This window comes from Bradyrhizobium sp. SSBR45G, from assembly GCF_030159255.1.
Lineage (GTDB): Bacteria > Pseudomonadota > Alphaproteobacteria > Rhizobiales > Xanthobacteraceae > Bradyrhizobium.
In genome coordinates this window covers 90,668-115,476 of record NZ_BSCT01000015.1, presented here as the reverse complement: position 1 = coordinate 115,476, position 24,809 = coordinate 90,668, and the positions used below count along the sequence as shown (strand labels likewise).

Annotated in this window: 25 protein-coding genes; 5 read left to right on the top strand and 20 right to left on the bottom strand. The window is 64.7% G+C overall.

From position 1 onward, the window contains the following. Nucleotides 1-19 precede the first annotated feature (19 nt). Nucleotides 20-499, bottom strand: a complete 480-nt coding sequence (locus tag QQL87_RS18850; protein ID WP_284420258.1) for an Lrp/AsnC family transcriptional regulator — start codon at nt 497-499, stop codon at nt 20-22. Nucleotides 500-785: 286 nt separating this feature from the next. On the opposite strand from QQL87_RS18850, the gene trxB reads away from it, so the two are divergent. From trxB to QQL87_RS18830, 4 genes are all read left to right on the top strand, one after another. Then, complete coding sequence (gene trxB, locus QQL87_RS18845; RefSeq protein WP_284420259.1) at nt 786-1,751, top strand: thioredoxin-disulfide reductase; 966 nt, start codon at nt 786-788, stop codon at nt 1,749-1,751. Nucleotides 1,752-1,758: 7 nt separating this feature from the next. Then, a complete protein-coding gene (locus QQL87_RS18840; protein WP_008962929.1) occupies nt 1,759-2,682 on the top strand; it encodes a LysR family transcriptional regulator in 924 nt (307 codons plus the stop codon). A 435-nt stretch (nt 2,683-3,117) separates the two neighbouring features. Continuing rightward, complete coding sequence (locus QQL87_RS18835; RefSeq protein WP_284420261.1) at nt 3,118-4,038, top strand: 4-hydroxy-tetrahydrodipicolinate synthase family protein; 921 nt, start codon at nt 3,118-3,120, stop codon at nt 4,036-4,038. A 210-nt stretch (nt 4,039-4,248) separates the two neighbouring features. After that, nucleotides 4,249-4,383: a hypothetical protein gene (locus QQL87_RS18830; protein ID WP_284420263.1), complete on the top strand. Its 135-nt coding sequence runs from the start codon at nt 4,249-4,251 to the stop codon at nt 4,381-4,383. 123 nt (nt 4,384-4,506) lie between these two features. Here QQL87_RS18830 and QQL87_RS18825 read toward each other — a convergent pair whose 3' ends face one another. From QQL87_RS18825 to QQL87_RS18800, 6 genes are all read right to left on the bottom strand, one after another. Continuing rightward, the gene (locus QQL87_RS18825; protein ID WP_172109907.1) at nt 4,507-5,184 is read right to left on the bottom strand and encodes an AAA family ATPase; all 678 of its coding nucleotides are present in this window, start codon (nt 5,182-5,184) and stop codon (nt 4,507-4,509) included. Nucleotides 5,185-5,457: 273 nt separating this feature from the next. After that, nucleotides 5,458-5,814, bottom strand: coding sequence for a hypothetical protein (locus QQL87_RS18820; protein ID WP_284420264.1), 357 nt, complete (start codon nt 5,812-5,814; stop codon nt 5,458-5,460). 369 nt (nt 5,815-6,183) lie between these two features. Continuing rightward, a complete protein-coding gene (locus tag QQL87_RS18815; RefSeq protein WP_284420265.1) occupies nt 6,184-6,714 on the bottom strand; it encodes a hypothetical protein in 531 nt (176 codons plus the stop codon). Continuing rightward, on the bottom strand, nt 6,704-7,582 hold the full coding sequence (locus QQL87_RS18810; protein WP_284420266.1) for an FAD:protein FMN transferase: 879 nt from the start codon (nt 7,580-7,582) through the stop codon (nt 6,704-6,706). The genes QQL87_RS18815 and QQL87_RS18810 overlap by 11 nt, the downstream gene beginning before the upstream one ends. Next, nucleotides 7,563-8,021, bottom strand: coding sequence for an FMN-binding protein (locus QQL87_RS18805; protein WP_284420267.1), 459 nt, complete (start codon nt 8,019-8,021; stop codon nt 7,563-7,565). The genes QQL87_RS18810 and QQL87_RS18805 overlap by 20 nt, the downstream gene beginning before the upstream one ends. 538 nt (nt 8,022-8,559) lie before the next feature. After that, entirely contained in the window at nt 8,560-10,554 is a 1,995-nt protein-coding gene (locus tag QQL87_RS18800; protein WP_349817285.1) for a multicopper oxidase domain-containing protein, read from the bottom strand. A gap of 589 nt (nt 10,555-11,143) precedes the next feature. Here QQL87_RS18800 and QQL87_RS18795 point away from each other — a divergent pair. Then, nucleotides 11,144-11,446: a hypothetical protein gene (locus QQL87_RS18795; protein ID WP_284420270.1), complete on the top strand. Its 303-nt coding sequence runs from the start codon at nt 11,144-11,146 to the stop codon at nt 11,444-11,446. Nucleotides 11,447-11,537: 91 nt separating this feature from the next. On the opposite strand, the gene QQL87_RS18790 is transcribed toward QQL87_RS18795, so the two are convergent. From QQL87_RS18790 to QQL87_RS18730, 13 genes are all read right to left on the bottom strand, one after another. Then, on the bottom strand, nt 11,538-12,215 hold the full coding sequence (locus tag QQL87_RS18790) for a hypothetical protein (RefSeq protein ID WP_284420271.1): 678 nt from the start codon (nt 12,213-12,215) through the stop codon (nt 11,538-11,540). After that, nucleotides 12,212-12,724, bottom strand: coding sequence for a type II secretion system protein GspM (gspM, locus tag QQL87_RS18785; protein ID WP_349817283.1), 513 nt, complete (start codon nt 12,722-12,724; stop codon nt 12,212-12,214). The genes QQL87_RS18790 and gspM overlap by 4 nt, the downstream gene beginning before the upstream one ends. A gap of 41 nt (nt 12,725-12,765) precedes the next feature. Continuing rightward, on the bottom strand, nt 12,766-13,863 hold the full coding sequence (locus tag QQL87_RS18780; protein ID WP_502871191.1) for a PilN domain-containing protein: 1,098 nt from the start codon (nt 13,861-13,863) through the stop codon (nt 12,766-12,768). Between the two features lie 5 nt (nt 13,864-13,868). Next, nucleotides 13,869-14,813 (bottom strand): type II secretion system minor pseudopilin, encoded by a 945-nt coding sequence (locus QQL87_RS18775; RefSeq protein ID WP_284420276.1) that lies wholly within the window; start codon nt 14,811-14,813, stop codon nt 13,869-13,871. Continuing rightward, entirely contained in the window at nt 14,810-15,514 is a 705-nt protein-coding gene (locus QQL87_RS18770; RefSeq protein ID WP_284420278.1) for a PulJ/GspJ family protein, read from the bottom strand. The genes QQL87_RS18775 and QQL87_RS18770 overlap by 4 nt, the downstream gene beginning before the upstream one ends. Beyond that, nucleotides 15,511-15,918 carry a type IV pilus modification PilV family protein gene (locus QQL87_RS18765; protein WP_284420279.1) on the bottom strand — a complete coding sequence of 136 codons (408 nt, stop codon included), beginning with the start codon at nt 15,916-15,918 and terminating at the stop codon, nt 15,511-15,513. The genes QQL87_RS18770 and QQL87_RS18765 overlap by 4 nt, the downstream gene beginning before the upstream one ends. Beyond that, a complete protein-coding gene (locus QQL87_RS18760) occupies nt 15,896-16,369 on the bottom strand; it encodes a GspH/FimT family pseudopilin (RefSeq protein WP_284424117.1) in 474 nt (157 codons plus the stop codon). Before QQL87_RS18760 ends, QQL87_RS18765 begins: the two co-directional genes overlap by 23 nt. Before the next feature lies 1 nt (nt 16,370). Then, nucleotides 16,371-16,829, bottom strand: a complete 459-nt coding sequence (gene gspG / locus QQL87_RS18755) for a type II secretion system major pseudopilin GspG (protein ID WP_284420280.1) — start codon at nt 16,827-16,829, stop codon at nt 16,371-16,373. Nucleotides 16,830-16,871: 42 nt separating this feature from the next. Continuing rightward, nucleotides 16,872-18,086: a type II secretion system F family protein gene (locus QQL87_RS18750; RefSeq protein ID WP_284420281.1), complete on the bottom strand. Its 1,215-nt coding sequence runs from the start codon at nt 18,084-18,086 to the stop codon at nt 16,872-16,874. A 4-nt stretch (nt 18,087-18,090) separates the two neighbouring features. Beyond that, a complete protein-coding gene (locus QQL87_RS18745; protein ID WP_284420282.1) occupies nt 18,091-19,767 on the bottom strand; it encodes a GspE/PulE family protein in 1,677 nt (558 codons plus the stop codon). A gap of 111 nt (nt 19,768-19,878) precedes the next feature. Beyond that, nucleotides 19,879-20,397: a tetratricopeptide repeat protein gene (locus tag QQL87_RS18740; protein ID WP_284420283.1), complete on the bottom strand. Its 519-nt coding sequence runs from the start codon at nt 20,395-20,397 to the stop codon at nt 19,879-19,881. Continuing rightward, nucleotides 20,394-22,730, bottom strand: coding sequence for a type II secretion system secretin GspD (gene gspD / locus QQL87_RS18735; protein ID WP_284420284.1), 2,337 nt, complete (start codon nt 22,728-22,730; stop codon nt 20,394-20,396). Before gspD ends, QQL87_RS18740 begins: the two co-directional genes overlap by 4 nt. Nucleotides 22,731-22,864: 134 nt before the next feature. Continuing rightward, nucleotides 22,865-24,724 (bottom strand): porin family protein, encoded by a 1,860-nt coding sequence (locus QQL87_RS18730; protein WP_502871188.1) that lies wholly within the window; start codon nt 24,722-24,724, stop codon nt 22,865-22,867. Nucleotides 24,725-24,809 lie beyond the last annotated feature (85 nt).

Below are 24,809 nucleotides of genomic sequence, written 5' to 3'. Positions count from 1 at the left end.
CCCGGAATGGCCCTCGAGATCAGCTCCGTGCCTTGACGTCGAGCGGGACCGCCGCCTCGTATTTCGAATTATGCAGGACGAGCGACGTTCTCACGTTGCGCACATGCGGCGCCGCGGTCAGATGCGTGACGAACTCCTGGAACGTCGCCATGTCCGGCGCCACGCATTTCAGGATGAAATCGACCTCGCCGGACAGCATCCAGCATTCCCGCACCAGCGGCTCCGAACGCACGAACTCCTCGAACGCCTTGAGATCGGCGTCGGCCTGACTCGACAAATGGACTGAGGCGAACACGGTCACGTCGAAGCCGAGCCTGCGCGGATCGAGCAGCCCCCGGTAGCCGGTGATGTAGCCTTCCTCCTCCAGCGTCCTGACACGCCGCAGGCACGGTGGCGGCGAGATGCCGACCCGCTTGGCGAGCTCGACATTGGTGATCCTGCCATCGGCCTGGATTTCGCTCAGGATTTTGAGATCGATCTCGTCAAGATTCTTGGACACGGGGATGGCAGGCTCTGGCGGGGAACTGGGGGAGACGACGCTCCCCGGGCGGATGGCAACTCTCTTAGCGCAAGCCGTCCAATTTGCGCAATTTTATTACTCTAGATTTCCCCTGTTGACCGGGTCGTGAAGGGAAAATTCGCCGAGATGCGTTGCAATTCTTGCATGGCTCGCCAGATGGCTTAGACTTCGATTTGACATTTTCGATGAGGCTTCGGGGCGTTTCTTCTGCGCATTCCGCTCGCTGCGTCGTCAATTCTCCCCTTTCCAGCGAGTTGTCGTGCCCATGCAAGCTCCGATCCATGCCAAAGTCGTCATCATCGGTTCCGGCCCTGCCGGCTATACGGCGGCGATCTACGCGGCACGGGCGATGCTTGAGCCGGTGTTGATCCAGGGCATCCAGCCGGGCGGCCAGCTGACCATCACGACCGACGTCGAAAACTACCCGGGCTTCGCCGACGTCATCCAGGGCCCCTGGCTGATGGAGCAGATGGAGAAGCAGGCGACGCATGTCGGCGCCAGGATCAGGACCGACCTGGTCACCAAGCTCGAGCTTGGACAGCGTCCGTTCCGCCTGACCTGCGATTCCGGCGACGTGTATCTCGCGGAGACGGTCATCCTCGCCACCGGCGCGCAGGCGCGCTGGCTTGGACTGCCGTCGGAGGAGACGTTCAAGGGCTTTGGCGTCTCGGCCTGCGCGACCTGTGACGGCTTCTTCTATCGCGGCAAGGAGGTCATCGTGGTCGGCGGCGGCAACACCGCCGTCGAGGAAGCGCTGTTCCTGACCAACTTCGCCTCGACGGTCACGGTCGTGCACCGGCGCGACCATTTCCGCGCCGAGCGCATCCTGCAGGAGCGGCTGTTCAAGCATCCCAAGATCAAGGTCGTCTGGGACAGCGCGCTGGACGAGATCTGCGGCGCCAGCGGGCCTTCGAAGGTGACGCATGTCCGGCTCAAGAACGTCAAGACCGGCGCTGTCTCCGAACTGCCCGCCGACGGCGTGTTCGTCGCGATCGGCCATGCGCCGGCCACCGAGCTGGTCGCAGGACAGCTCAAGCTGAAACCGTCGGGCTATGTCGAGGTGGTGCCGGGCTCGACCGCGACCTCGGTGCCCGGCGTGTTCGCGGCCGGCGACGTCGCCGACGAAACCTATCGGCAGGCGATCACCGCCGCCGGCATGGGCTGCATGGCGGCCCTCGAGGCCGAACGCTTCATCGCCCACGCGGCGAGCGAACGCGCCGCTGCGGAATGAACTGACGATGCCACGATCACGGGATGGATTTACGGATATGGATTGGGACAAGCTGAAGGTGTTTCACGCAGCGGCGGAAGCGGGCAGCTTCACGCATGCCGGGGAGCAGCTCGGGCTGTCGCAATCGGCAGTCTCGCGCCAGGTCAGCGCCCTCGAACAGGAGCTCGCGGTCTCGCTGTTCCATCGCCACGCGCGCGGCCTGATCCTCACCGAACAGGGCGACCTCCTGTTCCGCACCGCGCATGACGTCTTCATGCAGCTGCAGGCGGCCCGCGCCAAGCTGACCGACAGCCGCGAGCGGCCGAGCGGCGACCTGAAGATCACGACCACGCCCGGCGTCGGCATCAACTGGCTGATTCCACGGCTCGGCGAATTCACCGCCATGTATCCGGAGATCCGGATCTCGCTGATCGTCACCGACGAGGAGCTCGATTTGTCGATGCGCGAAGCCGACGTGGCGATCCGCACCCGCAAGCCGACCCAGCCCGACCTGATCCAGCGCAAGCTGTTCGCGATCAGCTTCCACGCCTATTGCTCTCCCGAATATGTCAAGCGCTTCGGCACGCCGCGGACGCTCGACGAGCTCGACGATCATCGCATCATCATGCTAGCCGACGGCCAGGTCGCGCCGCATCTGCAGAACCGCAACTGGCTGGTCGATGCCGGCCGCAACGGCTCGGGTCCGCGCGAGGCGTATTTCAAGGTCAACAACATCCTGGGCCTGGTGCGCGCCTGTCAGCAGGGTCTCGGCATTGCCGCGCTGCCCGACTACCTCGTCGAGGAAAACAGCCGCCTCGTGCAGTTGTTCGGCGAGTCGGATTCGATCCAGCTCGACACCTACTTCGTCTATCCCGAGGAATTGAAGACAGTGGCGCGCGTGCAGGTGTTCCGTGACTTTGTCGTGAGCAAAGCACAGCGCTGGCCGGCTTGAGATTGTGCATGTCTGACATGCGGTGCACCTGCTTGCTGCAGGACCGCATCGAGGACCATACTGCAGTTGCGCTGAGCGTCGGCGTTGCCGCATTGTCCCCCTCCTCCAGTGGCGCGGGCGCTCAGAAATCCTTCTTGGAAGGTGATTGTGTCGGCCTCTTTGGCCAGTACCTCCAGCCGGGCTCATTGGGCCCGGCTATTTTTTTGTCCCGGCACCTGCGCATCGTTGACACCACCGCCTGCACCGCGCATGTAGGTCGCATGTCCACGTCGTCGCACACCAAGCTGTCGTCGAAAAAAGCTCCCCGCCCGGGGACATGTGGACGCGCGCGCTAGAATCTCTCCAGAGTTTCACCGCCGCACCACCAGCCCCGCCGCAAGGACGGGGCTTTTTTGCGTGTCCCGTCTCCGGCCTCAACACCCAAGGAGATGGACCATGATCGACACTCGAACGCGACTGCAGGGACTTTGGCTGCCGCTGATCACGCCCTTTCGCGACGGCGCGCTGGATGAGCCGTCGTTGCGCGAACTGATCCGGCACTACGCCGCCAAGCCCATCGATGGCCTCGTGCTCGGCGCGACCTCAGGCGAAGGACTGGCGCTGTCGTGGGACGAACGTGCGCGACTGGTTCACACCGTGCGCGACGAGCTCGCGGCCATCGGCCGGGCGTTGCCGATCTGTCTCGGCGTCGGCGGCGTAGCCACCTCCGATCTCATCGAAGCGCTCGATCGAACGGCATCATGGCCGATCGATTTCTATCTGATCTCGAGCCCGCCTTACGTGCGCCCGTCGCAGCGCGGGCTGCTGGCACATTTCACTGCCTTGGCCGACCGCGCCGCGCATCCGATCGTGCTCTACAACATCCCCTACCGTTCCGCCGTCGGGCTCGACAACGACACGCTGCTGCAGCTCGCCGCGCATCCCGTCATTGCTGGTCTCAAGGATTGCTGCGCCAACCGCGCGCAGACTCAGGACCTGATCGCGCGCCGGCCCGCCGGATTTGGGATCCTGACCGGTGAAGACGCCCAGAGCTTCGACGCGCTTCGAGCTGGCGCCGACGGCGCCATCCTGCTCTCGGCGCATCTGGAGACCGAGACGTTCGCCGCGATCCTGCAGCATGTGAGGGCCGGCCGTCATGACGCGGCAGCAGCGTGCTGGGCGCAGGTCGAGGGTCTCACGCGGCTGCTGTTCACCGAGCCGAGCCCTGCCCCGGCAAAATACTGGCTGGCGCGGATCGGCCTGATTGCAAGCGCGCAGCTACGGCTGCCCATGGTGGAGGTCGGCCCAGAGCTTGCCGCGCGGCTGGATCAGGAGATCGAGCGCCGCCGGCCGGCGACACAGGGTCGGGTCGCCTGAGCGGAAGCCAGCATAATCATCGGCTCTGTCTCGACCTCCGCCCATCAGCGACGACAGAGCCGGCCCACCCCTGCGGCCCGGACACCGGCACGGAATCCCCGTGGTTAATCCGAGCTAACAGATGTCGTCAAAAGCCGCGTAGTCCGAAACCTCGTGTTTAAAGATGTTCCGCTATGGATGTTGAAAACGTTTTGAGAGCGCGGGGGCGTCGTGGCTTTTCAGGATCATCCATTCCCTGACCGTCAGGGATTCAGCGTCGAAGATATTCTCTGGGCGGTCGGGATCTGGTCGGTGATCCTGACCCTCACTCCGGCGATCGCGTTCTATCTGTTGATGGTCGCCTGACCTTGCCGCGCATCCTGCGCCGCGCCGGCTCGCAGCCGATGTGGTCGATGCGAGCCAATGATCCGATCTGACGCGAAAAACGCGCGGGCGACCGCGCGTCGATGCCTCACAAGAGATGAGGGCTCAGGCCGCCTGCTTGTGCATGGCGCCGTTGGCCGACACCGTGCCGCGAATCGCCCTCACCGAACGCTCGATCGCAGCCCAGAGGCGCGCGATTTCGGCCGCCGCGCGACCTTCCGCGTAGTATTCGCGAACGCCTTCGCCCTGCCCCAGGGCCATCAGCAGATCGGCACGGTTGGTGATCTGACCACCCCAAACCGGCGCCTTGAACTTCGCCAGCGCCTCGCGGGCGATCGTGACGATCGGGCTTTCGGCATCGTCACGGCGTGCCGGAGCGCCGTTGAGAACGACGGCGTAGGGCTTGCGCGCGGCACGGCAGGTCTGGATGGTTTCCTGCACGGCGTTGACGTCGAACACGCCCGGCCGCGCCGGGATGATCACCATGGTCGCGTTCTTGATGGCATCCTCGACCACCGCAGAGATTGTTGGCGGCGTGTCGATCAGCACCCACTCGACGCCGTCACGGCGGGCCGCGGACACGATCGCGCTCACCGAGTTCACGGCGGTCTTGATCGGCGGCTCGTTGGTGCCGCGCAGCTTGTGCCACAGCGTCAGCGACCCCTGAGGGTCGGCATCGATGAGCAGACAGGACTTGCTCGCCTTGATCTGCGCAGCGAGATGGGCGGCCAGGGTGCTCTTGCCTGAACCGCCCTTACGCGATGCGAAAACAATAACGTTCATACCTTGGCCTCCAGATTGACCCCGGCGGCGAAAATGAATCAGTGAACTGATTCGCGGAAGATAAATTTAGCGATTGATAAGGCGTAACTCCTGATTGCCGAAACGAAATGGTTTTTGAGTCACACCGAGAGCAAAAAAGCGGCACACCGGAACGCATCCCCGACAACATCCGGTCTTGCTCGATCGCATTTGCAGGCTGAGGATGCGCGAGACGCGAAAGGAACGCATCTGCCGTTCGCGCCCGTCCCCGCTGTCGCAGAGTGCGGGTCTTGCTCACGTGGCATCAGGGCGGATCGACTTCTTCACTTTTCCGGCGCGGGCGTTGACCGGTTTCCTGGTGACAACGGGCCTGATGCTCATGGGCCGGTCCGCGCGCCCCGAAGACCCAGCTTCACGCGGCTGCGGCCCGAACTGGGCCCGACATGGCGGCGACAGCTCCGCCTTGCGGCGGACCATGCAGGCCGTCACGCGATCGACGTCGGGGATCTCGGAACTACAAAGCCGGAAGGCATCGCTCGTGCACGCCTGCTCTTGCTCGGCCGTGTAGGCGCGCGCCGCTGCCGGCACCAACAGTGCGGCTGCCGCGATCAGTACGCCAGCGACGCACGGATTGAGATCCACCCCCCTCATCGTTCCCTCCCCCTCGTCGGCACAAATTGTGATTGAGCGAGACGGGATTCGCAAGCAAGGCACAGCCACGGGCCAGCATTGTCAGCGTTGTGGGGGCCATCGACCTGCATCGGTCGAGCAGCGGGAGCCGATATCTCCGTTGAAATACGGAGATCAGAATCACACGAAGCGAAGCACCCGGTCTCGTGTGACGATGATCTTGCTGCGAAGCGCATTTGCGGACCGATTGGCCAGGTCCACCACCTCACGCGAACGAACCCTGAACGATCGCGAGCGGCTGGGAGATCAGTCAGGTCTCGCACCGGCGTGACACCGCGGTTCCGTTGATGGAGTCCGCGATGCCCTTTGTCGTCCTCACCAACGTCAGCGTCAGCTCACCTTGCTCATGACGCCGACCAGATCGGCGTCGGCCGGGGCGTCAGAGGGCACCAGCGTAGCAGCGGTCGCGCGCTGCGGGCGCATCGGCTGCGGTATGGCAGCGACGCTGGAACGGCCAACCAGGATGTGAGCCGTGATGACGGCCGGAACACCGAGCCCGAAGACGATGTGCACGGTGCTGATCCACGGTCGAAGTGCTTCGGACCCGACGTAGTAGAGCCCGAACGCGGTCGCGATCAGCAGGCCATACATCGCAAGGCTGACGATTCCGGTCGCACGGTTCTTCCGGGCGCGCCAGGCGCGCTGGACGTGCATCGGGCCTAGCGCCCCCAGCAGCATGAGCGTCACCATCGCCGCACCGCCATGGGTGCTGAGCAGGAATGCGGCGGCCTGTTGCCAAGCCTCGCTATCCACCTCCGAGCGGGTCTTCATCTGATCCGCATAGATCCAGAGCGCTCCACTGGCAAACAGGAGCCCGAAAATCGCGTAGAGGGCGAACCGAAACGCACCTTTAAGCCGCATGCTGGAGATCTCCTTGCCAATCCGATGTGGTGAGGACGTCGCCGTTCGCGGCAACGAGCATCGCGCTCGCCTGCCATTTGGCGAGTTGAGCTGCGGCACGCTCGCCGGCGAGCATGACGATCTTGGTCAGCGCATCGGCGACCATGCACGTTGGCGCGCGGACCGTTGCGCCCTGGGCGGCCATGGCCGGCAGGCGCGTTGTTGGATCGACCACCGCAGTGTCCGTCGTCTCCGCCGATCGGAACGGATCGAAGCGGCGCGCCGAGGATGCCAGTGCGCCATTGCTCACTTCGACCTGGCACAGCAGCCGGTCCGGCGCGCGCGGATCGCGAATATGGACGAGGCGGGTGCCGGGTCCGAGCACCGCGAGGTCGCCACCTGCATTCACCATGGCGGCGCGCACGCCACAGCTGCGCAATGCATCGATTGCGCAGTCCACCGCATATCCCTTCGCGATCCCGCCGAGGTCGATCTTCAGGCCGGCGTGGCGAAAGCGGACCTGGTGGTCGGCCAGCAGCTCGATCGCAGCAGCGGCCTGCGAAGACGAGCCGCGTGACGGCTGTCTTACGCCGGCGACGCCGATGTCGAAGGTGCCGTCCGAATGACGGGCCATCTCCAGAGCCGTCTCCAGCACCGCGTAGGTCGAAGGATGCACCATCACGGCGCAATGCGATGCCTCGCGGTTCAGCCTGGATACGTCGCTGTCGGGATCATGGAAGCTCATCAGCCGATGCACCTGCGCCACTGCGGAGAACGCCGTTTCAACGGAGCTCTCCGCATCGCAGCCCTGCGCGTCGGCGATATCGATCTCGACGAACGTCCCAAGCAGGGCTCGTGCGCGCCGGATGCTAGCGGAAGTGGCTGGCATGATATGTCAGCACCTTCTTCACGCCTTCCGTCAGATGGGTCGACGACAGCGTGGCGCCGGAAATGTTCCGGATATCCGAGTTGATGCGCAGCTCGTTCTGACTGCCCTTGCCGACGAACTGGCCGAGCCAGTTGGGATCGTGCACCTCGCCGCCATACGACTCGCGGTAGTTCAGGATTTCGACGCGACGCACCTTGCCATCGGGCCCGATCGCGACCGTATAGTCGATCAGAAGGTGCTTGCCCACGACGTGGTCGTAGTAGAAGTAGCCGCCATTGCTCGCCTTCCACACCCGGCCTTCTTGAACCTCAGAAAAGCTGGCCCCTGGAAACGCGGCCTTCTGCGCTTCTTCGACGCTCATGTACTGCATGGCGTAGGCCGGCGCGGCGATCGACATGACGGCCGCAGCGGGTGCCGTCCATTTCAGCCAATCGCTCATCGCGTCCACCTCAAATCTGCATTCATGTCACGTCCTCCCTTTGATCAAATCTTGCGTCTTCTCGACATGCCACGCACCGTCGGCTGACCGAGAAGCACAGAAGCAGCTCCTGCTTCTGACCCCGTCCTCCCGACTTTCAGCAACGGCTTGCTGCGAACCGTTGTGATTGTCAGAACCAGCATAGTAAGTGGTCCGATTGCGGCGAATTGCCGCGTCGATGTTGGCGATTTGCCGGAGTGGCTGGGGAATAAGAATGTTGCTTGAGATTGCCGCGGCACGAAGCCCTTGCCTGACGGCGAGCGGCACGCGGACCTGTCATTTCAGCGGCATACAAACAAGCTTGCGGCAGTTTAGATCGATTCAAAAATGAAGGTCATCGTTCGGGCGACACATCGGAAGCGCGCCGCTGTCGCAAGCCGGTCGTTCCTCGGGTGGCGGTGAGTCAGCACCGCCACGGCATCGCAGCGTATCAGCCCTGTCGATGCCGCGCATGCGGCATCGACCTGGTGAAGAGCAGAGTACAGACCACGGCTGCGACCTACCACGGCATCTGGTTCATCGCCTCCCAGCCGTTGCCGCCATAGGGAGAGGGCACGACCTTGATTTTCGCCATCATGCCTCCGTCCTCGTGCTCGAGAATGTGGCAGTGGTAGACGAACTCGCCGACCTGCGAGAACGGAATATCGACGACCACCGGCTTCGAGGTGCACTGGCCGCTCCGCCACTGCTCGATGCTGCAGACTCCGCTCTGAGCATCCATGACTTCCGGAACGTTCGGCGTCGCGACACCGAGCGGGACGTTGTCCTGCAGCATGCCGCCGCCGATGCTCCTGTTCAGCGCCACCGACAGCGGCGTGTTCTCGCCCGCCTTGCTGTTGATGGTCCTGAACCGGGTCTGATGGATGTGGAAGTTGTGATTCTCCGTCGAGAGCTGCACCAGCTCCCAGGTTTCATGGACCGGCCGCTGCCCCGCGGCGAGTGGCAGGCAGACGATGTTCTGCGCCGGATCAAACTGACTCACCGGGAGCTGGGTGCCGGGCACCGGGTTGCCGTTCTGATCGACTTCCTCATAGCCGAGACCAAAAGTGCCATCGTCGGTCAGATCGGCGAGGCCGAAGAAGATCCGGCGACGATGACCCGCTGGCAGTGGGCGGCACCCGCTGGGCAACGCCGAAGCGCTTGCATACGGGACCTTTGCATCGAGAATGCCCGACGGCTGCATCGTAGCGAGCGCGTCACCCCTGATGTCCAGGCCATAGGCGATGTGATTGCGCGAGCCATGCTGGTGGAATTGCACCTTGGCGAGATCGACCGCCGGCCACTGGTCGCCGCTGCCCATCGTCAGCCCGGCCATCTTGAAGGTCGCTGATGCGGTGTGCCCGGGACTGGCGATCGCTCCCGTCGCCGGGTCTCGATAGGTGACGAACACCTCAGTCCGCGAGCTCGGCATCATGACCATCTGGGTGACGCAAACCGGCTTCGAGTGGAAGCGCGAGGTCGGCAGGGGCGGACAAGGCACGACCCGGAAGCGTGCGCCGCCGAGACGAACCATGGTATCCATGGTCGTGTCCTGCGGCAGGTTCACGCTGACGCCGTCGACCGAGATCAGCTGCATGATCATCGGCTTCTGCGACTCGTCGTCCGTCAGCTGAAGATTGTAGGACAGGCTTCCGGACGCGTTGGTCAGCCGCCAGACCTCACCGTCGGAGTCGGTCACCTTGATCTTCGGGAACGTCCGGCCGTTCACGGTGAAGAACCATTTGCCGCCAGAAAAATTGGAGCCCTCATCGGCCGAGTTATCGACGCCCGGACAGGACCCCTCACGCACCTCGGAGCTGTCGGCCGGAAACTGCGCGCAGAAGCCGGGATCCTGCTGATTGATCACCTCGCCCGGCTTGACGTCCGCCGGACCGCTGTCGAACTGCACCGGTCCGCCTGGGGCGACCTGAAGATCCTTCAGGATCAGATGGCGCACGCTTGCCTCGGGAAACGGCGTGTCGCGCGCGTCGCCATGCGCGTAGTCCGAGACCTCGCCGACCGAGATGATGCCCGCCAGCCCCTGCGAAACCTGGTTGAGCGAAATTCCGTGGATGTGCGGATGAAACCAGAACTGGCCCGACGGGTGATTGCGCGGGATGTCGATCCGGAAATCCGCATAGTCCATCTTGTTGGAGCCGTGCTGATGGGTCGTCTGCGGCACCGGCATGCCGTTGGCCGAGTTGAAGATCTGCACGAAGACGTAGTCGCCGAAGGTCTGGTCCTTGAGCGTCGGCGCGCGCGGCTCGACGATCAGCCCGTGGGTATGCAAATTGGTCGGATTGCGGAACAGATTGGCCTGGCCGGGATCGGCGTTGTGGTTCACCTTGGCCGGGTCGAGCTGCGGCAGCTGATTCACCAGCCTGATCTTCAGCGTGTCGCCCTTCTGCAGAGCCAGTCGCACGCCGCCGTAGTCGGCCACCGCGGCGCCGGCCGGGCAGGTGTTGCCGGACGCCGGCCGCGGGCAGATCTCGTAGACCCAGCCGGTCGGGTTCATCGGCGAGCCGCTCGGTGGAGCAAAGGTGATGGTCGAAATCGGCTTGGCCTTCGCGATCATCAACAGATCGAGGACGCCGTGCCTGCTCCTGAACACCGTCGGCTCGGCCAGATCGTGGGCGCTTGCTGCGGCCCCCGCCAACGTCAATCCTGCCAGCAGCGCGGCTGCGGATGTCAGTGTCCTTCTCATTGGCTTCTTCAGACGCCCGGCTAACATGCCTGATCCCCATTTGACTCGAGATACGATCGTTACGATGCGATACAGGTCCGACCGGCGCGGCTTACGAGCGTCTCGCTCGAGCCGTCAGCGATTGGTGCGCCCGCACCCTCCCCTCTTGTCGCTAAGAATGACGGGTGTCTCCTTTGTGACCGTTTCTTTCGTTTTGTGAGAATCGCGATCCAGCCTTTAAGAATCGATCTAACAAGTCGGCCTCGCACGTGCGGTGTGCGCATGGCGTACAAGATCGACACAAAATCGACAATCAAATCACGTCGTTCGCATCAGAACTGATTAGTCGTACGGACCTGCCGCAACAAGCCGAACTCTCTGCCGGCGATCTGTCACGACCTGCCCCCAAGGAGACCAAAGGATGCTGCTTGCTGCTGTTCTCGCATGGGCTTGCAACGTGGCCGGCATGGCCTGTGGAGCGCCGACGACCGAGATCATCCAGAAGGCGTATGAACAGGAAGCGCCATCGTCCGGTGTGCGCCACGACAAGGGACTCAAGATCGTCGAGTCGACATGCGACAAGGGCGACGAAAGCGGTCGTTTCCTGTGTCAGGTCTCGTTCGTATCCGATGACGATCCTGACAAGCGGCTTTATTTCGACATCGTCTCCGCGGCTCTCACCGACAAAGGATGGGTCCTGACCAGCGGATTGTGCAAGCGCTGACGGCGGCTGGGAGCAACGACCAGACCGACCTCCATGAAAGCCGCCGCGGGGTGCCGCCCCGCCGATACGACATTCCCTGATCGTTCGTTCCTCACAGTGGTCGGCGTCCAGAGCGTTGCCGCTGATGCATCCGAAGCAGCCGCGATTCCGGCGACAGGAAGGGCGGCCCCGCTTGGGCGAGCGGAGGCGCCGTGGGTGTCGACGGCACGTCGGCGACCGTGGTGGCGACCGGATTGGCCGACGGCCCTGACGGCGAGGCGAAATACAGGACCGCGAGGTCGTCGCCCTTCTGCAGCGTGGCCGACCTCGCCTCGACGTGACGCAGCGTCCAGCCCTGATAGTCCGCACCGGTTCTGATCCGCAGCGGAGTCCTGCTGCCCGGATCGAGGAAGATGGCGAGACCGCGGTCGCCGTTGACGACAGTCCCGACCAGCGAGAGCTGCGGCCGCTCCGGTGCGCTCTGCTCCTGCACGACCGGCGCAGCCGCGACGGCCGGCGGCGGCGTATCGGTCGGCGGAGGACGCCGCGCCGGCGAGAAGATCGGCCGCTCCCGGGTTTCCGACAGTTGCTCGAGCGGAATGGCCCATAGCGGATTGCCGCTCCTCACTGGCGTGCGCGCCGTGAACGGCGCGTCACGCGACGGTGTGGCCGGCTCGGCGAACGGCTGGCGGGCGACATCATGCCCCGCCGATCCGGCGATGCCGTACGCCGAGGCCGCCGCGATGGCGCAGCAGCAGCCGGCGACCCCAAGTTTGACGAGACGCCTCATTGCGGGCCCTGCCACTGTCCGGACACCGTGATCGTGACGCGTAGTTTGCCGCCGGATATCGCGGGTGACCCGTTGCCCTCGACCACCAGCTCATCGACGAACAGACATGGCATTCCAGCCTCCAGGTCGTACAGGACGGGCTGCAGGGCGGACTCAGCAGCTTCGAAATTCGCGGTCGCGCTGATCTGACCGTCCTTGGCGCGGGGACCTTGCACATCGAGCTGCGACGATGAAACGCTGCCGCCGTGGCGGGTCACCACGTCGCCGAGGCGCTGCAGCAGGGCCGCGCCGGCCACGGTGACGGTGGGACCTTCGAGGAAGGCTGATCCAGCCATGCGGGCAGCACCGTCCCCATCCCGATGCGCCGGCATCAAGCTGTGTGCGTCCAGCAACCGAAGCGTACTGGTCAGCGCGCCCACCTCGTCGCGCTGATCGAGCATGCTCTTGATCGGAAGCATCGTCGCAGCGATCAGCACGAGCAGCAGCCCGGCATAGGCCAAGGCGGCCACCGAGGGCGGGGCGGGAGTGCCTGTGAGGAATTTCGCAGTGCTCATGTGCCAGGTCCAAAATGCGGCTTGATGCCGGCTTCGATGCGGAAACGCTCCCCGGACTCATCGGCTGAACGTGTCGTCGGCGCGGAGAATGTCGCGCGCGTGAAGTGGGCCGACTGCTCGATCAGCCTGACAAGCGCGGGGGCATCCTGGCTGGTCCCCGCAATCTGCAGCTTGTCCTTGTCGATCCGCAGCTCGGTCACATAGGTGTTGTCCGGAAGCACCCGCGACAGGGCATCCAGCACCAAGACGTCGGCGGCGGTCGCCTGCTTGCGGCGCAGGAGACCGCGCAACGCAGCGCTGTCGCTGCCTTCCAGATCGAGGCGCAGCGCTGCGCGCCGCTCCGAGATCTTCTGCGACAGCAGCCGCTGCTGTTCATCGAGCTGCTCTCCGACGATGCTCCGCGCCGCGAGAGACAGCGTCGCCGCGATTGCAGCAACCATCAGGACGGCCGCCAGCATGCGGCTGACGCGTCCGACATCGAGCGACCCGCGCAGTTGCTGCTCGGTCAGCCTCGTTGCGCTCGGCGTGCCGAGCTCACTTGCGTCCGCAGTCTGGGCGGTCTCGGGTGCGGCAAACAGCACGACCGATCCGGCACGCCAGGATTCGGCGAGCCCGACGAGGGCATCGAACCTCGTCCTTGGCGCGGCGATCACGGTGGTCCGAATACGGTCACCCGATATCTCCACTGGAGGCGTGCTCCCGAACACCGCCTCATGCGCCGTCCACGGCGTCAACCGATCGAGCTGCGAGCGGATCATGGCATCGAGAAACTCGACGGCGCGCCGGGGAAGCTCCATCGGCTTCCACAGGAAGCGGTCCGGCATCAGCACGATCTCGATCCGGCTGCCGCGCAGGAGATCCTGCCAGCTCGTGGAAACCACTGGAACGCTCGCTTCGCCATCCGGCATGAGGACGTGACAGTCCGGCAGCGACGATCGGCCGGGTCGCGCGATCATCCGCAGGATGAAGACATTGCGCTCGGTTTCGATCAACTGGATCGGCGGCTTGAGATTGAGCCGGCCGATCATATCCACGATGATCGCGGCGACCGAGCCGATCCAGGCTGCGAGTTCGCGGCGTACTCTCGTTGCCATCATCATCACATCGCCCTTCCTGACGACCTGAGCATTGCGGGATTTCCGGCATCGTCGCGCCAAGCGAGGATCTGGTACGGGTCGTCGCCATCGCCGAGCAGGATGACGGCCTCGACTGCGGTCCGGCGACCGGCGTCGAAGCCGATGGTAATCCACACCCGGACGGCATCGCCGACGTCCAGGGTCGCGCCGGCACGGGCCGGTCCGAGCGCTGACGCGACCGATCGACCGTCGCGGCGCAGGCCGGTGCGCTGCTCGAGGAAGCTCTTCAACAGATCCTGCGTCATCCCGGGCAGCGCAGCCACCACCTCGGGCGCGGCCTCCAGCGCATCGATCTCGCGCCGGCCGCTGAAGACGGTCACGAAGGGCATCGCCTTGTCGGCCAGCGCCGACGGCAGATTGAGCACCAGCCGAAGCTCCTCGCTATTGGCGAACGGCGCACCGCGCGGCACGTAGTCCACGCCGGCTGTCCGGTAGAGGTCGCGCTCGCCGTCCGACGCCGTCTCGGTCAGCGGCGTCCGCCAACCGATGATCCTTTCGGCATACTCTCCGGCCTTGTCTGCACTGGCGCCGAGCACGCCAAACAGGTTGGCCAGCATCTGCTTGGACGCGTGATTGAGATCGACGCGGGCACCTTCCGAGCGGAACGTGACCGACACCTGCGCATGATCGAGCCGGAATGAAAAAGCCCCTGCGGGTGGCCGTTGCGATTTCGGCGCGGAGGACAATTTGTAGGCGGCGAGCTCCAGGCTTGCCGAGGCCAGCGCGGCCGATCGCAGGCGCGCATCATCGAGCGACAGCCGTTGGACGGTGCTGACGAGATACACCGACAGCGCCCCAGCCAATCCGGCCAGTGAGATCAGGATCCACAACACCGCTACGAGGATGAAGCCGCCTTCGCGATCATCACGATCCGGGATCGGGGGCTGTGTCGGCCAGCGCATGGTCATGGCTCCGACCGCGCGGAGGCACGCCCGACGGTGGTGTCGGCCGACAGCGCCTGCCGATCGCAACTGCTGTCTGCGGGACGGCAGACGCTGTCGGCCGGCGCCGAGACATGGATGACGGCAATGCGAGAGACCGAGGGCGTGCTCGCGTCGCCTGCATTGCGTACGGTCACCCGCACGGCTGCCGGCAGCTTCTCGGCGTTGCGCCACGACGACGTCCAGGTCCGGTCGGCACCCGCATAGGCAAACGACACCCGGTAGGGCGCCTGCAGCAGCACGACCGGATCGACCAAATCGCGGTCCGATGAACGGCCCGGCGCGAATGCCGCGCGCTTTCGCGTCACCACGGCGCCATCGCCCTCGCCTGCTCCGGCGACGCGGACCAGGTCGAGGCCGCGGCCGCCTTTCGGTCCAAGCGAGATCCGCACGAAGGTGATCGACGTCTCGGATCCATCGAACAACACGGATTTGGTCTGACCGTCGGGCCGGATGAATTCAGACGCTGCAATATCCGCGCTGATGCGGTCGAGGGCGACGCTCACGGACTCACTGCCCTGGATGCGACGCAGGCCGCGATCCCAGTTGGGCAACCAATGCGAGGTGATCACAGCCAGCGCCGACACGAGCAGCCCCATCAGCGCCATCGCGGCGAGAGCCTCGATCAAGGTGAAGCCCGACTGAGGATCGTTGGCTTCCCTCGTCATCGCTCGGCCTGCTTCCGAAACAGACGGATCGTCTCCAGCTCCATGGTCGCGCCCGAGGGCGAGCGAACCTGGACCAGGATCTTCTGCGGCAGCCAGACGGACGCATTGCCGGGCGCGCCGACATCGATCGCGAACGGCTGCGCCTGCGCGCGCCAGGCGTGCGCCATCGACTCGCCGGACTGAGCCAGAGACGGCGAGAGTGAACGCGACGGAAAGGCCAGCCACAGCGCATTGTAGCCCGCCTGCACCAGCGCGACATGCTGCTCCAGCCTTCGGCTGCCGCGCGCGGAAGATCCCATCAGCGCGGCAATGGCGACAAGCGACACCGCCACGATCGCGAGCGCCACCAGTGTCTCGAGCAGGGTAAATCCTGCGCTCGATCTATCGCTTGGCGTGGTCAGCATTCGACGCAACTTCGATCCTTCCGGTCAGCCAATTCACGCGAATGTCGTAGCCGGCATTGTCATGCGTGAGCGTGATGACACCACCGCACGACATGCCTGAGCCGAAGAAGCTGATGGTCTGGAGCGCGGGCCGCTCGTCGCAGTTGCGCGGCAGGACCGTCTCGAACCGCACGTCGTCTGGCAGACGAACCACTTGTCCGCTCGTGCTGGAGCGGATCACCCGCGCCTGCGCATCAATCCGCGTCGTGACCTCGCCCCCGCGCCGGATGGCGGCATTCCGATCGGCCTTCAGCAGCGCCGCAACCTCGATCGCATAGGCTTCCAGATGCGGCCGCGAGGTGCGCCTTGAAACCGCAGGCAGCAGCACGGCCGCCAGCAGCCCGACGATCGCGAGCACGCAGACCACCTCGATCAGAGTGAAGCCGGCCTCGCGGCCGTCACGGCCGGCCATGCTATCTCACCCCGACGGTGGTCGACGACGACGAGATGTCAGCGGCGAGATCCACGCCCCCTTCCTGTCCGTCCGCCCCATACGATACGATCTCGTAGGGCACCTGCTGTCCGGGCGATCGATAGGCATAGGCGTGGCTCCAGGGATCGCTCGGAACGTTGCCGCCTTTGAGATACGGTCCGGCCCAGCCCGGAATCGTCGCGGCCGGCCGGACCAGCGCAGCCAGACCTTCCGACGTGGTCGGGTAGCGTCCGGTGTCGAGATAGAACAGATCGAGCGCGCTCGAGAAGCTCTGGATCTGAATCCGCGCCGTCTTGACGCGGGATTCATTCAAGGAGGTCAGCACACGCGGACCAATCAGCCCCATGATCATTCCGATGATGGCGATGACGACCAGCATCTCGACCAGCGTAAAGCCGCGCTGGGCCTCGTGACGTGCGCCACGAGCCCGTCGGGCCATGCCGATAATCCCTGCGTGTTTCATCTGATGGTTCATCTTCTGTTAGCCGACGAGTTGAGTGACCGACAGCAGCGCGGACATCACCGAAACAATGAGGCCGCCCACGACGGTGCTGATGAGAATGATTGCCGCAGGACCAACGATGCCCACGATGCGATCGAGGTGGCGTTGCAGCTTGGCCTCGTAGAATTCAGCAATTCTGCCGGCAAGGACCGGCACCTGCCCGGTCTCCTCGCCGATCCGGATCATACGGGTCGCCATGGCCGGCAGGATGTTCGCCGCCGCCAGCGCCTCCGACAGCTTGCCGCCATGGCGCACGCGGTCGGCCGCAGCGCTCCACTCGCCCCCGTTGCCGGTGACCGACATGATGTCGACCAGGATGCGCAAGGTCGCGGTCAAGGTCAGGCCGCTGCCGAGCAGGATCGCCAGATTGCGGCAGAACACACTCGTACGATATGACCGGAACACTGTCGCGAGGCCCGGCAGCCGGCAGAGCTGCGCGATCAACGCAGCACGGACGCTGGCCCGACTGAACAGCAGAAGGCCTGCAGCGATGACCGCGCTCGCCGAGATCGCAAGCGCGGCGCCATTGCCGCGCACGAAATCGGAGATATCGAGAAACGTGTTGATGGTCGCGTCGGTCCTGGCACCGAAGTCGCGCAGCACGGCCGAGAACTGCGGCAGCACGAACAGGACGAAGAACAGCATGACCAGCGCAGCGGCGATCAAGACAAACAGCGGGTATTGCATGGCGTCGCTGAGCTTGCGACGCATCGCTTCCGCGCGCGCCCGCTCGGCGCCGAGCACGTCGAGGACGTGATCGAGACTTCCCGAGGCTTCGCCGACCCGCACCAGCGCCAGGTACATTGCGGGAAATTGCGAAGGATGATGCGCCAGCGCGTCGGCAAGGCTTTCTCCGGCGAGAATGCTGGACCGCAGCCGGCTGACGATCGGACGCAGCCGTCCGATGTCGGCGTCGCCAGCCAAAAGTTCGAGGGAATCCTCAAGCCGTGCACCGGCCTTCAGCAACAGCGCCAGGTCGCGCGTGAACGTCGTGACATCAGCCTGCGTCGGACCGCCGAGCCAGGCCAGCATGTCACGGGTGACGGAGCTTGCCGCCCTTTCCTCAATCGTCTCGATCGGCAGCAGCCGCAGATACTCGATGCGGTCGATCACGTCCTTGGCCGTCGCCGCCGAGATCGTGCCGTGCACGACGTCGCCCTTTTCGGTCAATGCGCGATAGCGGAACTTGCTCACCGGCTCACCTTAACGTCGTCACGCGCAAGATCTCCGCGACCGACGTCACGCCGGCCCGGCACTTTGCGATTCCATCATCGAGCATCGTCGTCATGCCGCTGCGGACGGCGGCACGGTCGATCATGCCGGCATCGGTCGCCCCCTGGATCAGCGATCGGATCTCCTGGTTGAGCTCCAAAATCTCGAAGATGCCGAGCCGACCACGATAACCGGTGCCACCGCAGCTGTCGCATCCTGCCGGCTCATACACCGTCTCGCCGGCATCGAAGCCGACCGCGGCATAGCGCGGGTCTGCGCAGAGATCGTCGGCGCTCAGCACCCGCTGCGAGCGGCAGCGCGCACACAGCCTGCGGACCAGTCGCTGCGCGATCACCGCCCGGAGCGTCGAGCGGAGCAGAAAGTCCTCGACGCCGAGATCGAGCAGCCGCGGCACGGCCGCCGCGGCGTTCTCGGTGTGCAGCGTCGTCAGCACCAGATGGCCCGTCAAAGCGGCATGAACCGCGACATGGGCGGTCTCGCTGTCGCGCACCTCGCCGACCATGATGACGTCGGGATCCTGCCGCACGAACGATCGCAGGGCGGAGGCGAAGGTCAGTCCGATGGCCGGCTTGACCTGCGACTGGTTGATGCCCGGGATCTCATATTCGACCGGATCCTCGATGGTGAGGATCTTCCGCGTCGGCTCGTTGAGCATCGACAAGGCGGTCGCAAGCGTCGTGGTCTTGCCGCTGCCGGTCGGCCCGCAGATCACGATCATGCCGTGCGGCAACGCCAGCAGCCGGCGCAGCGATCGATCATCGTGCGAGGCAAAGCCGAGCTTCTCGATCGACAGCAGCCCGCGATCCTTCGGCAGCAGCCGTATCACCGCCGACTCGCCATACTGGGTCGGCATCACGGCGACGCGCACATCCAGCTCGAGACGACCGATGCGCAGCCGCGCGGCGCCGTCCTGAGGCAGGCGCCGTTCCGCAATGTTCAGCCCGGCGACGATCTTGATCCGCGAGATGACCGCCTGGGGCAGCACGCCGGACGGCTCAGGGACCGGCTTCAGCAAGCCATCGACCCGCATCCGGACCGACAGGCCGCTGCGCATCGCCTCGACATGGATGTCGCTGGCGCGCAGTTCGACCGCCTGTTCAAACAGGTCATTGACGGCACGCACCACCGGCGCACCGGTGGCAAGATCGCGCAGGCTCTCAATGTCGTCTTCGCGCAGCTGCGGCTGCGCCGCTTCGCTGCGAGCCGGGACTTCGTCATCGCCGGTCAGCCGGTTCAGCGCAGTGGCAATGTCCTCAGCAGAGGCGACGACCAGCTCGATCGGGCCGCCGAACACCAGCTCCGCGGCACGCGCAGTCGCAGTGTCGCGTGGGTCTGCGACCGCAAGACATGGCCTCTGGTGGGCGGATTGAAACGGAAAGACCATCGTCTCCCGCAAAAATCGCCGGGAAAACTTCTCCGCGAGCGGCGTCGCGGCCAGCAGCTTGGCCAGTGCAATCCGCGGCAATCCAAGCTGCCGCGCAATCTCGTCGGCGAAGCCTGGAGATGCCGGATCCGTCGCCCCTGCTGAGCTGATCCCGACCTGTCCAAGCGCTGCTGCACTGGACGGTCCGGCGAAAGACCGGACCGGCGCATTGCCGCCTTGCACATCGTCGGCGAGTCCAAAAGGAGGAGTCGAGCTCATGGCGCGTCCCGTGACAGATCTTGTCGATCACCTCATTGCGGAGGGCAGGTTTGCGATTACTTCGTTTTCTGAACCAAAGATGACGCTTATGAGATCAGCTCATTAGAAGAGCTACAAACCTGGTGCCGACACGGTCACACCGACTCGACCGCGGTGCCATTCGAGCGCCAGGCGCTGGCCCTCGACGACCTGATCGAGCGACATCTTGATTGCGACCGCATTTCGAATTCGCAGATACGGTTCGCGCTGGCGAATGGGTGCCGCCGCAGCCGCCAGGCTCAACCATTTGTAGGCCAACACGTGATCCTGGCTCACGCCGAGCCCCTTGTCGTAGCTCAGGCCAAGAAAATGCTGCGCCGCCGGATCTCCGGCTTCGGCGGCTCCGGTGAACAGCTCGGCTGCGGCTTCGTACGATTGCGGGACGCCGAAGCCGTTCTCGTACATGTAGCCAAGCGCCGTCATCGCGCGCGGATGGCCGCGCTGCGCCATCGGCGCGAGCAGCGCGGCAGCGCTGACATAGTCGCCGTGCGCGAAGGCTGCCCATCCATCCCCCCGCGGCCGGGCGCCGGCCGCGGCGAAGCCGACAACCACCGCCAGGATGGCGACCGCAATGGTCGGCCCCCGCCTCATCGACCGCCCCGCGGCGTCTGAAGGGCGCTCGTCGATACCGGCCCGATCGTGCCGCGCAGCTTCGAGCGCAGCTCCTCGGCGACGTAATGCGCATCGGTGCCGTCGCGAATGATCTGGGGGCGAATGAAGATGATCAGCTCGGTCCGGCCGCGGGTGCGGTCGTTGTTGCTGAACAGATCGCCCAGCACCGGTATCTGGTCGACGCCGGGCACGCCGTTGCGCGTACCCTGACGGGTTTCGCTGATGAGGCCGGCCAGCAGCACGGTCTGGCCACTCGCCACCGCGACCGAGCTCTTGACCTTGCGCTGCGCGACGGTCGGCGTCAGGCTGTTGGCCGTCTGCGGCGAGACGTTGCTGATCTCCTGCTCGATCTCCAATCGTACATTGCCGTTCTCGTTGACGCGCGGCGCCACTCGCAGGATGATTCCGGTGTTGCGATAGTCGATCGTGTTCACGACCGTGTTGCTGGTCGTCAGCACCGTCGCGCTGCCGGTCGAAACCGGCACCTGGTCGCCGACCTGCAATGTCGCGGCCTGATTGTCGATCACCACCAGCGAGGGATTGGACAGCACCTTGACGTCGGTGACCGTGTGCAACGCGCTCAGGATTGCGCTTGGCTGCGATTCCGATCCGACCAGGAAATTGAAGCCCGGGAAGGCGCGGCTCAGGAAGGCGTTGGTGATCGTGCCGGCGGCCGAGGCAACCGTCGTCGGCGCCGAAGTCGAGGTGGTGTTGAGGAGCGAGCCCTGGTCCGGCCGCAGGCCGAGATTCTTGCTGGTCAGATAAGCCTGCACGCCGTAGTTCAGATTGTCGTTGAGTGTCACTTCGGCGATGGTGGCATCGATCGCGACCTGCAGCTGCGGCCGATCGCACTGTCGCAGCGTGGCTTCGATGACGCGATAGTTCTCCCGATCGGCATAGATCAGCAGCGTATTGTTGACCACGTCTGGCGTGATACGTACGCCGTCCATGAGCGGCTTGCCGCCCGTGGCGGATGCACGCGAATCGGGGGCCGCATCGCTGCTCGTCTGGGTGGGCGGCGGAGCGCCACCGAATCCGCGGTTGGCGACCAGACCGTTGTTGCCGGGCTGCTGACCCGAGAAGCTGCCCGTCGACGCCGTTCCGGCGGCCGACAACCGCTCGCTGCTCGAACTCGATGAAGCTCCTGATCCCGGGGCGAGATCGGTCGACGACGTGTCGGCCGAATTTCCCGTGAACATCTCGTTCAGCACCCGCGCCATCTGGCGCGCTTCGCCGTATTTGACGCGGTAGACATGGACGCTGTTGCGGAGCGTGCTGCCGGCATCGAGCCGCTTGATCCATGTCTCGGCGGTCTTCAGCAGCGCCGGCTTGCGGCTGATGACCATGACCGCGTTCATCCGGCTGACGGTCTGGAACTTGACCATGTTCTGACCGAGGCCGCTGTCGCCCGTGTCCATGATCTTCTCGAGCTCGGCGACGATCGGCTCCGGATTTCCGTTGACGATCGGGAAGATGCCAACCGATTGCCCGTGCATCCAGTCCGCATCGAAGCTCAGCGCAGCATCGACCGCGGTGCGTCGTTCGGATCCGGTGCCCTGGATCAGCAACATGTTGCGGCCCGGATCTGCACGCACGCTGCCTGGCTTGAGAGCAAAACTGTCGAGCAGCTTCAGCAGCGTCGGTGCCGAGACATATTGCAGCGGAAGCACCGTGATGCCGTAGCCGGGCTCGGTCGCAGCACCGGGAGCGTCCACATTGCCGGCGCCGACCGCCTCGCCGAGCGGAATCAGTCGATAGCCGGAGTTGTCGCGAACCAGCGCCGTCCCGGACAGCCGAAGCGCGTTCTCGAGCACGTAGACCACGTCCGATTTTGGCACCGGACGCACCGACGACAGACTGACCGTTCCCTGGATCCGCGGATCGATGGTGTAGCCGACGCCGAGCACGTCGCCGAGTACGACCTTGGCCACGGTTGCGATCGGCGAATTCTCGAAATTCAGCTCGAACCCGTTGCCGATGGCCTGCGAATGGGCCGCCGCCTGCTGCACCGGGAGCGCTGGCGACGCGGGCGCCTCCGCGCGTGCGTCTCTGGGATCGTCGTTGCCGCCATAGATTTCCGCACGAGCCCGGCGCGCCGCGGGCGACTGCTCCGGCATGGCCTGCCTTGGATAGCGCGGCGAAAGGTCGAGACGCCCGACCTTGTCGATCACGTCGTCGCCACGACTTTCGCTCCCGAGCGTCGCCGGGTTACAGCCCGCCAGGGTCATTGACACCACGGTCAGCGTGGCAAGCGCGCAGCTTCGCAGCCAACCAGGGCCCACATCAGCAATCTCTAACACTCGCCCGCCCACCCAATCTGCCGAGTCATTCCGTCAGTTACGATGTCCCGGGGCGGAATCACTTTCGCTCCGTCCCGGGTCGTCAGTTCGCCTCCCCCGAGGGAAGCCGCTGCCTGCAAGGCAGCGGCTTTGGCTCGTGTTGCCCGTTACCAGAGCCAGCCGACGCCGGCGAGAACCCGGTCGGACATGGCACCGGTCGCGCTGTGGTCGATGACCTTGGTGTAGTTCAGCTTGTAGACCAGGCTCGGATTGGGGAACACGGCGACGCCGACGTCGTGGAACGTCATGTCGCCGCTGCCCGTGATGTTGTTGAGTCCGTTGGTCAGATCGGAGCCGAGCATGCCAGATGTCTGGAAGTTCTGGCGGGTGTAGCGGTAGAACGGCACGATGTCGTAATCGTTCGGCGCCCTGAAGTGATAGGCGATCTCTCCCGAATAGCCCCACATGTTCTTGCCGACGTTGTTGTCGTCGACGAGGTCATTGTTGGCGCGAAGGTTCTCCGGATTGGAGAAGTTCACATAGGCATACTCAGCCCGCAGCTCCAACCCGGTGTTCGGAACGCGGTAGCGCGCCTCGGTATTGAAGATCGTCATTGCGTTCTTGCCGAGCGGCACCTCGCTGCCGTCCGGCAGGGTCGCATAGGCCCCGCGCGGCGTGACGTCCGGCGAGTAATAGATCGCCGAGCTGCCGGCAAAGCCGGGGAGGAAAGACGGTGTGTAGCTCAAGCGCAGCGTATAGGCGAGCTGGTTGCTCAGCTGCCTAAAATCTCCGATTGGCGCGCGCGAGAGCGCGAGCGCTTCCGAGCCGCTGATGCCGCCTTCATAGCCACCGGGGTTGATATGACCATTGTCGCCACGATGATCGAATCCGTCGCCGAAGTCCTCCGCGCTCTGGCTGACCTGGAACTGGTAGTTCAAGCCATCGACGATCTTGCCGTAGAATCCGGCGGCTGGCGCATACCAGGTGGTCGGGATCAAACCGTTGGCGAGCTCGGGCCGCTGCACGGTGTAGAACAGGGTCGGCTCGTGATACAGGTTGGTGAACGAGATCGGGATCAAGTCGACACCTGGCGAACGCAAGGTGAAATGATCGTTGAACTTGATGTCGAAGAAGGCCTGCTCGACTTCGACCGCGCCATGGAGCTTGTCGTCATTGTCGAACGCGGTGCCGCCGTGCTCCCACTCCAGCTCGGCGTTGAAGGTGATGTAGTCGTTGACCTGATAGGTCGGCAGCAGCACCAGACGGGCCATGTCGAAGCCGCTCTGCCACTGGCCGTTCGCCGCGGGGTTCTGGCTCGAACCCAGCTTGATCTCACCGTACATGCCGATCCGCATTCCCGGCACCGGCGAAGGCGCCACGCCGAACAGATCCTTGCCGGATGGCGGAGCAGCCTTCAGATCTGCAGCGGGCATGAATTTCGGCTTGGGGTCGGCGTCGGCAAATGCCGCAGCGAGCCGAGACAGAGGAGAAGACGACGGTGCGGCGTCGGCCGCCGTCGATCCGCCCTTGACGTCCTTCGAGTCGGCGAGCGCCATGGCGTTGCTGACCGAGGCGTTGTTGGTCGAGACGTTGCCGACCGGCTTGGACGCGGCCTGCGCGTTGTCGGATGCCTTCGAGGCGTTCCCGCGTGCGTCCTTGGCGCCGGTCAGAGCGACCGCGCCCGACGGATTCCTGGATGCGAGCGACGCCGACTGTCCGACTCCGGCCGGCTTCTTCGTCTTGGCGTCCTTGAGCTCGACCTGGAGCGTGTTGATGCGCTGCTCCATGGACTCGATCTTCGCCATCATCGCCTTGACCGCCGCCGCGTCTGGAGACCGCGACGATCGATCATCGGCCGCCTGTGCTGCTGCCGCGCTCAACGCCAGTGTCGACACCGCGGCAAGCAGGGATGGCAGAAGTCTACTGCGGCCGCGAACTGGACGACCGCCGTTGCCCATACTCAAAGTGCCGTCATGTGAGGACACGGATCTATCCGTGTGTCTCCCGCTGCAGCTAATCAAGACCATCAGTCAAACCTCCCCATAATGATGCGCGGACGAGCATCCCCTTCACCCGCGCCGCCGTGAACACAGAAGTCGTGCGCGACTGCGA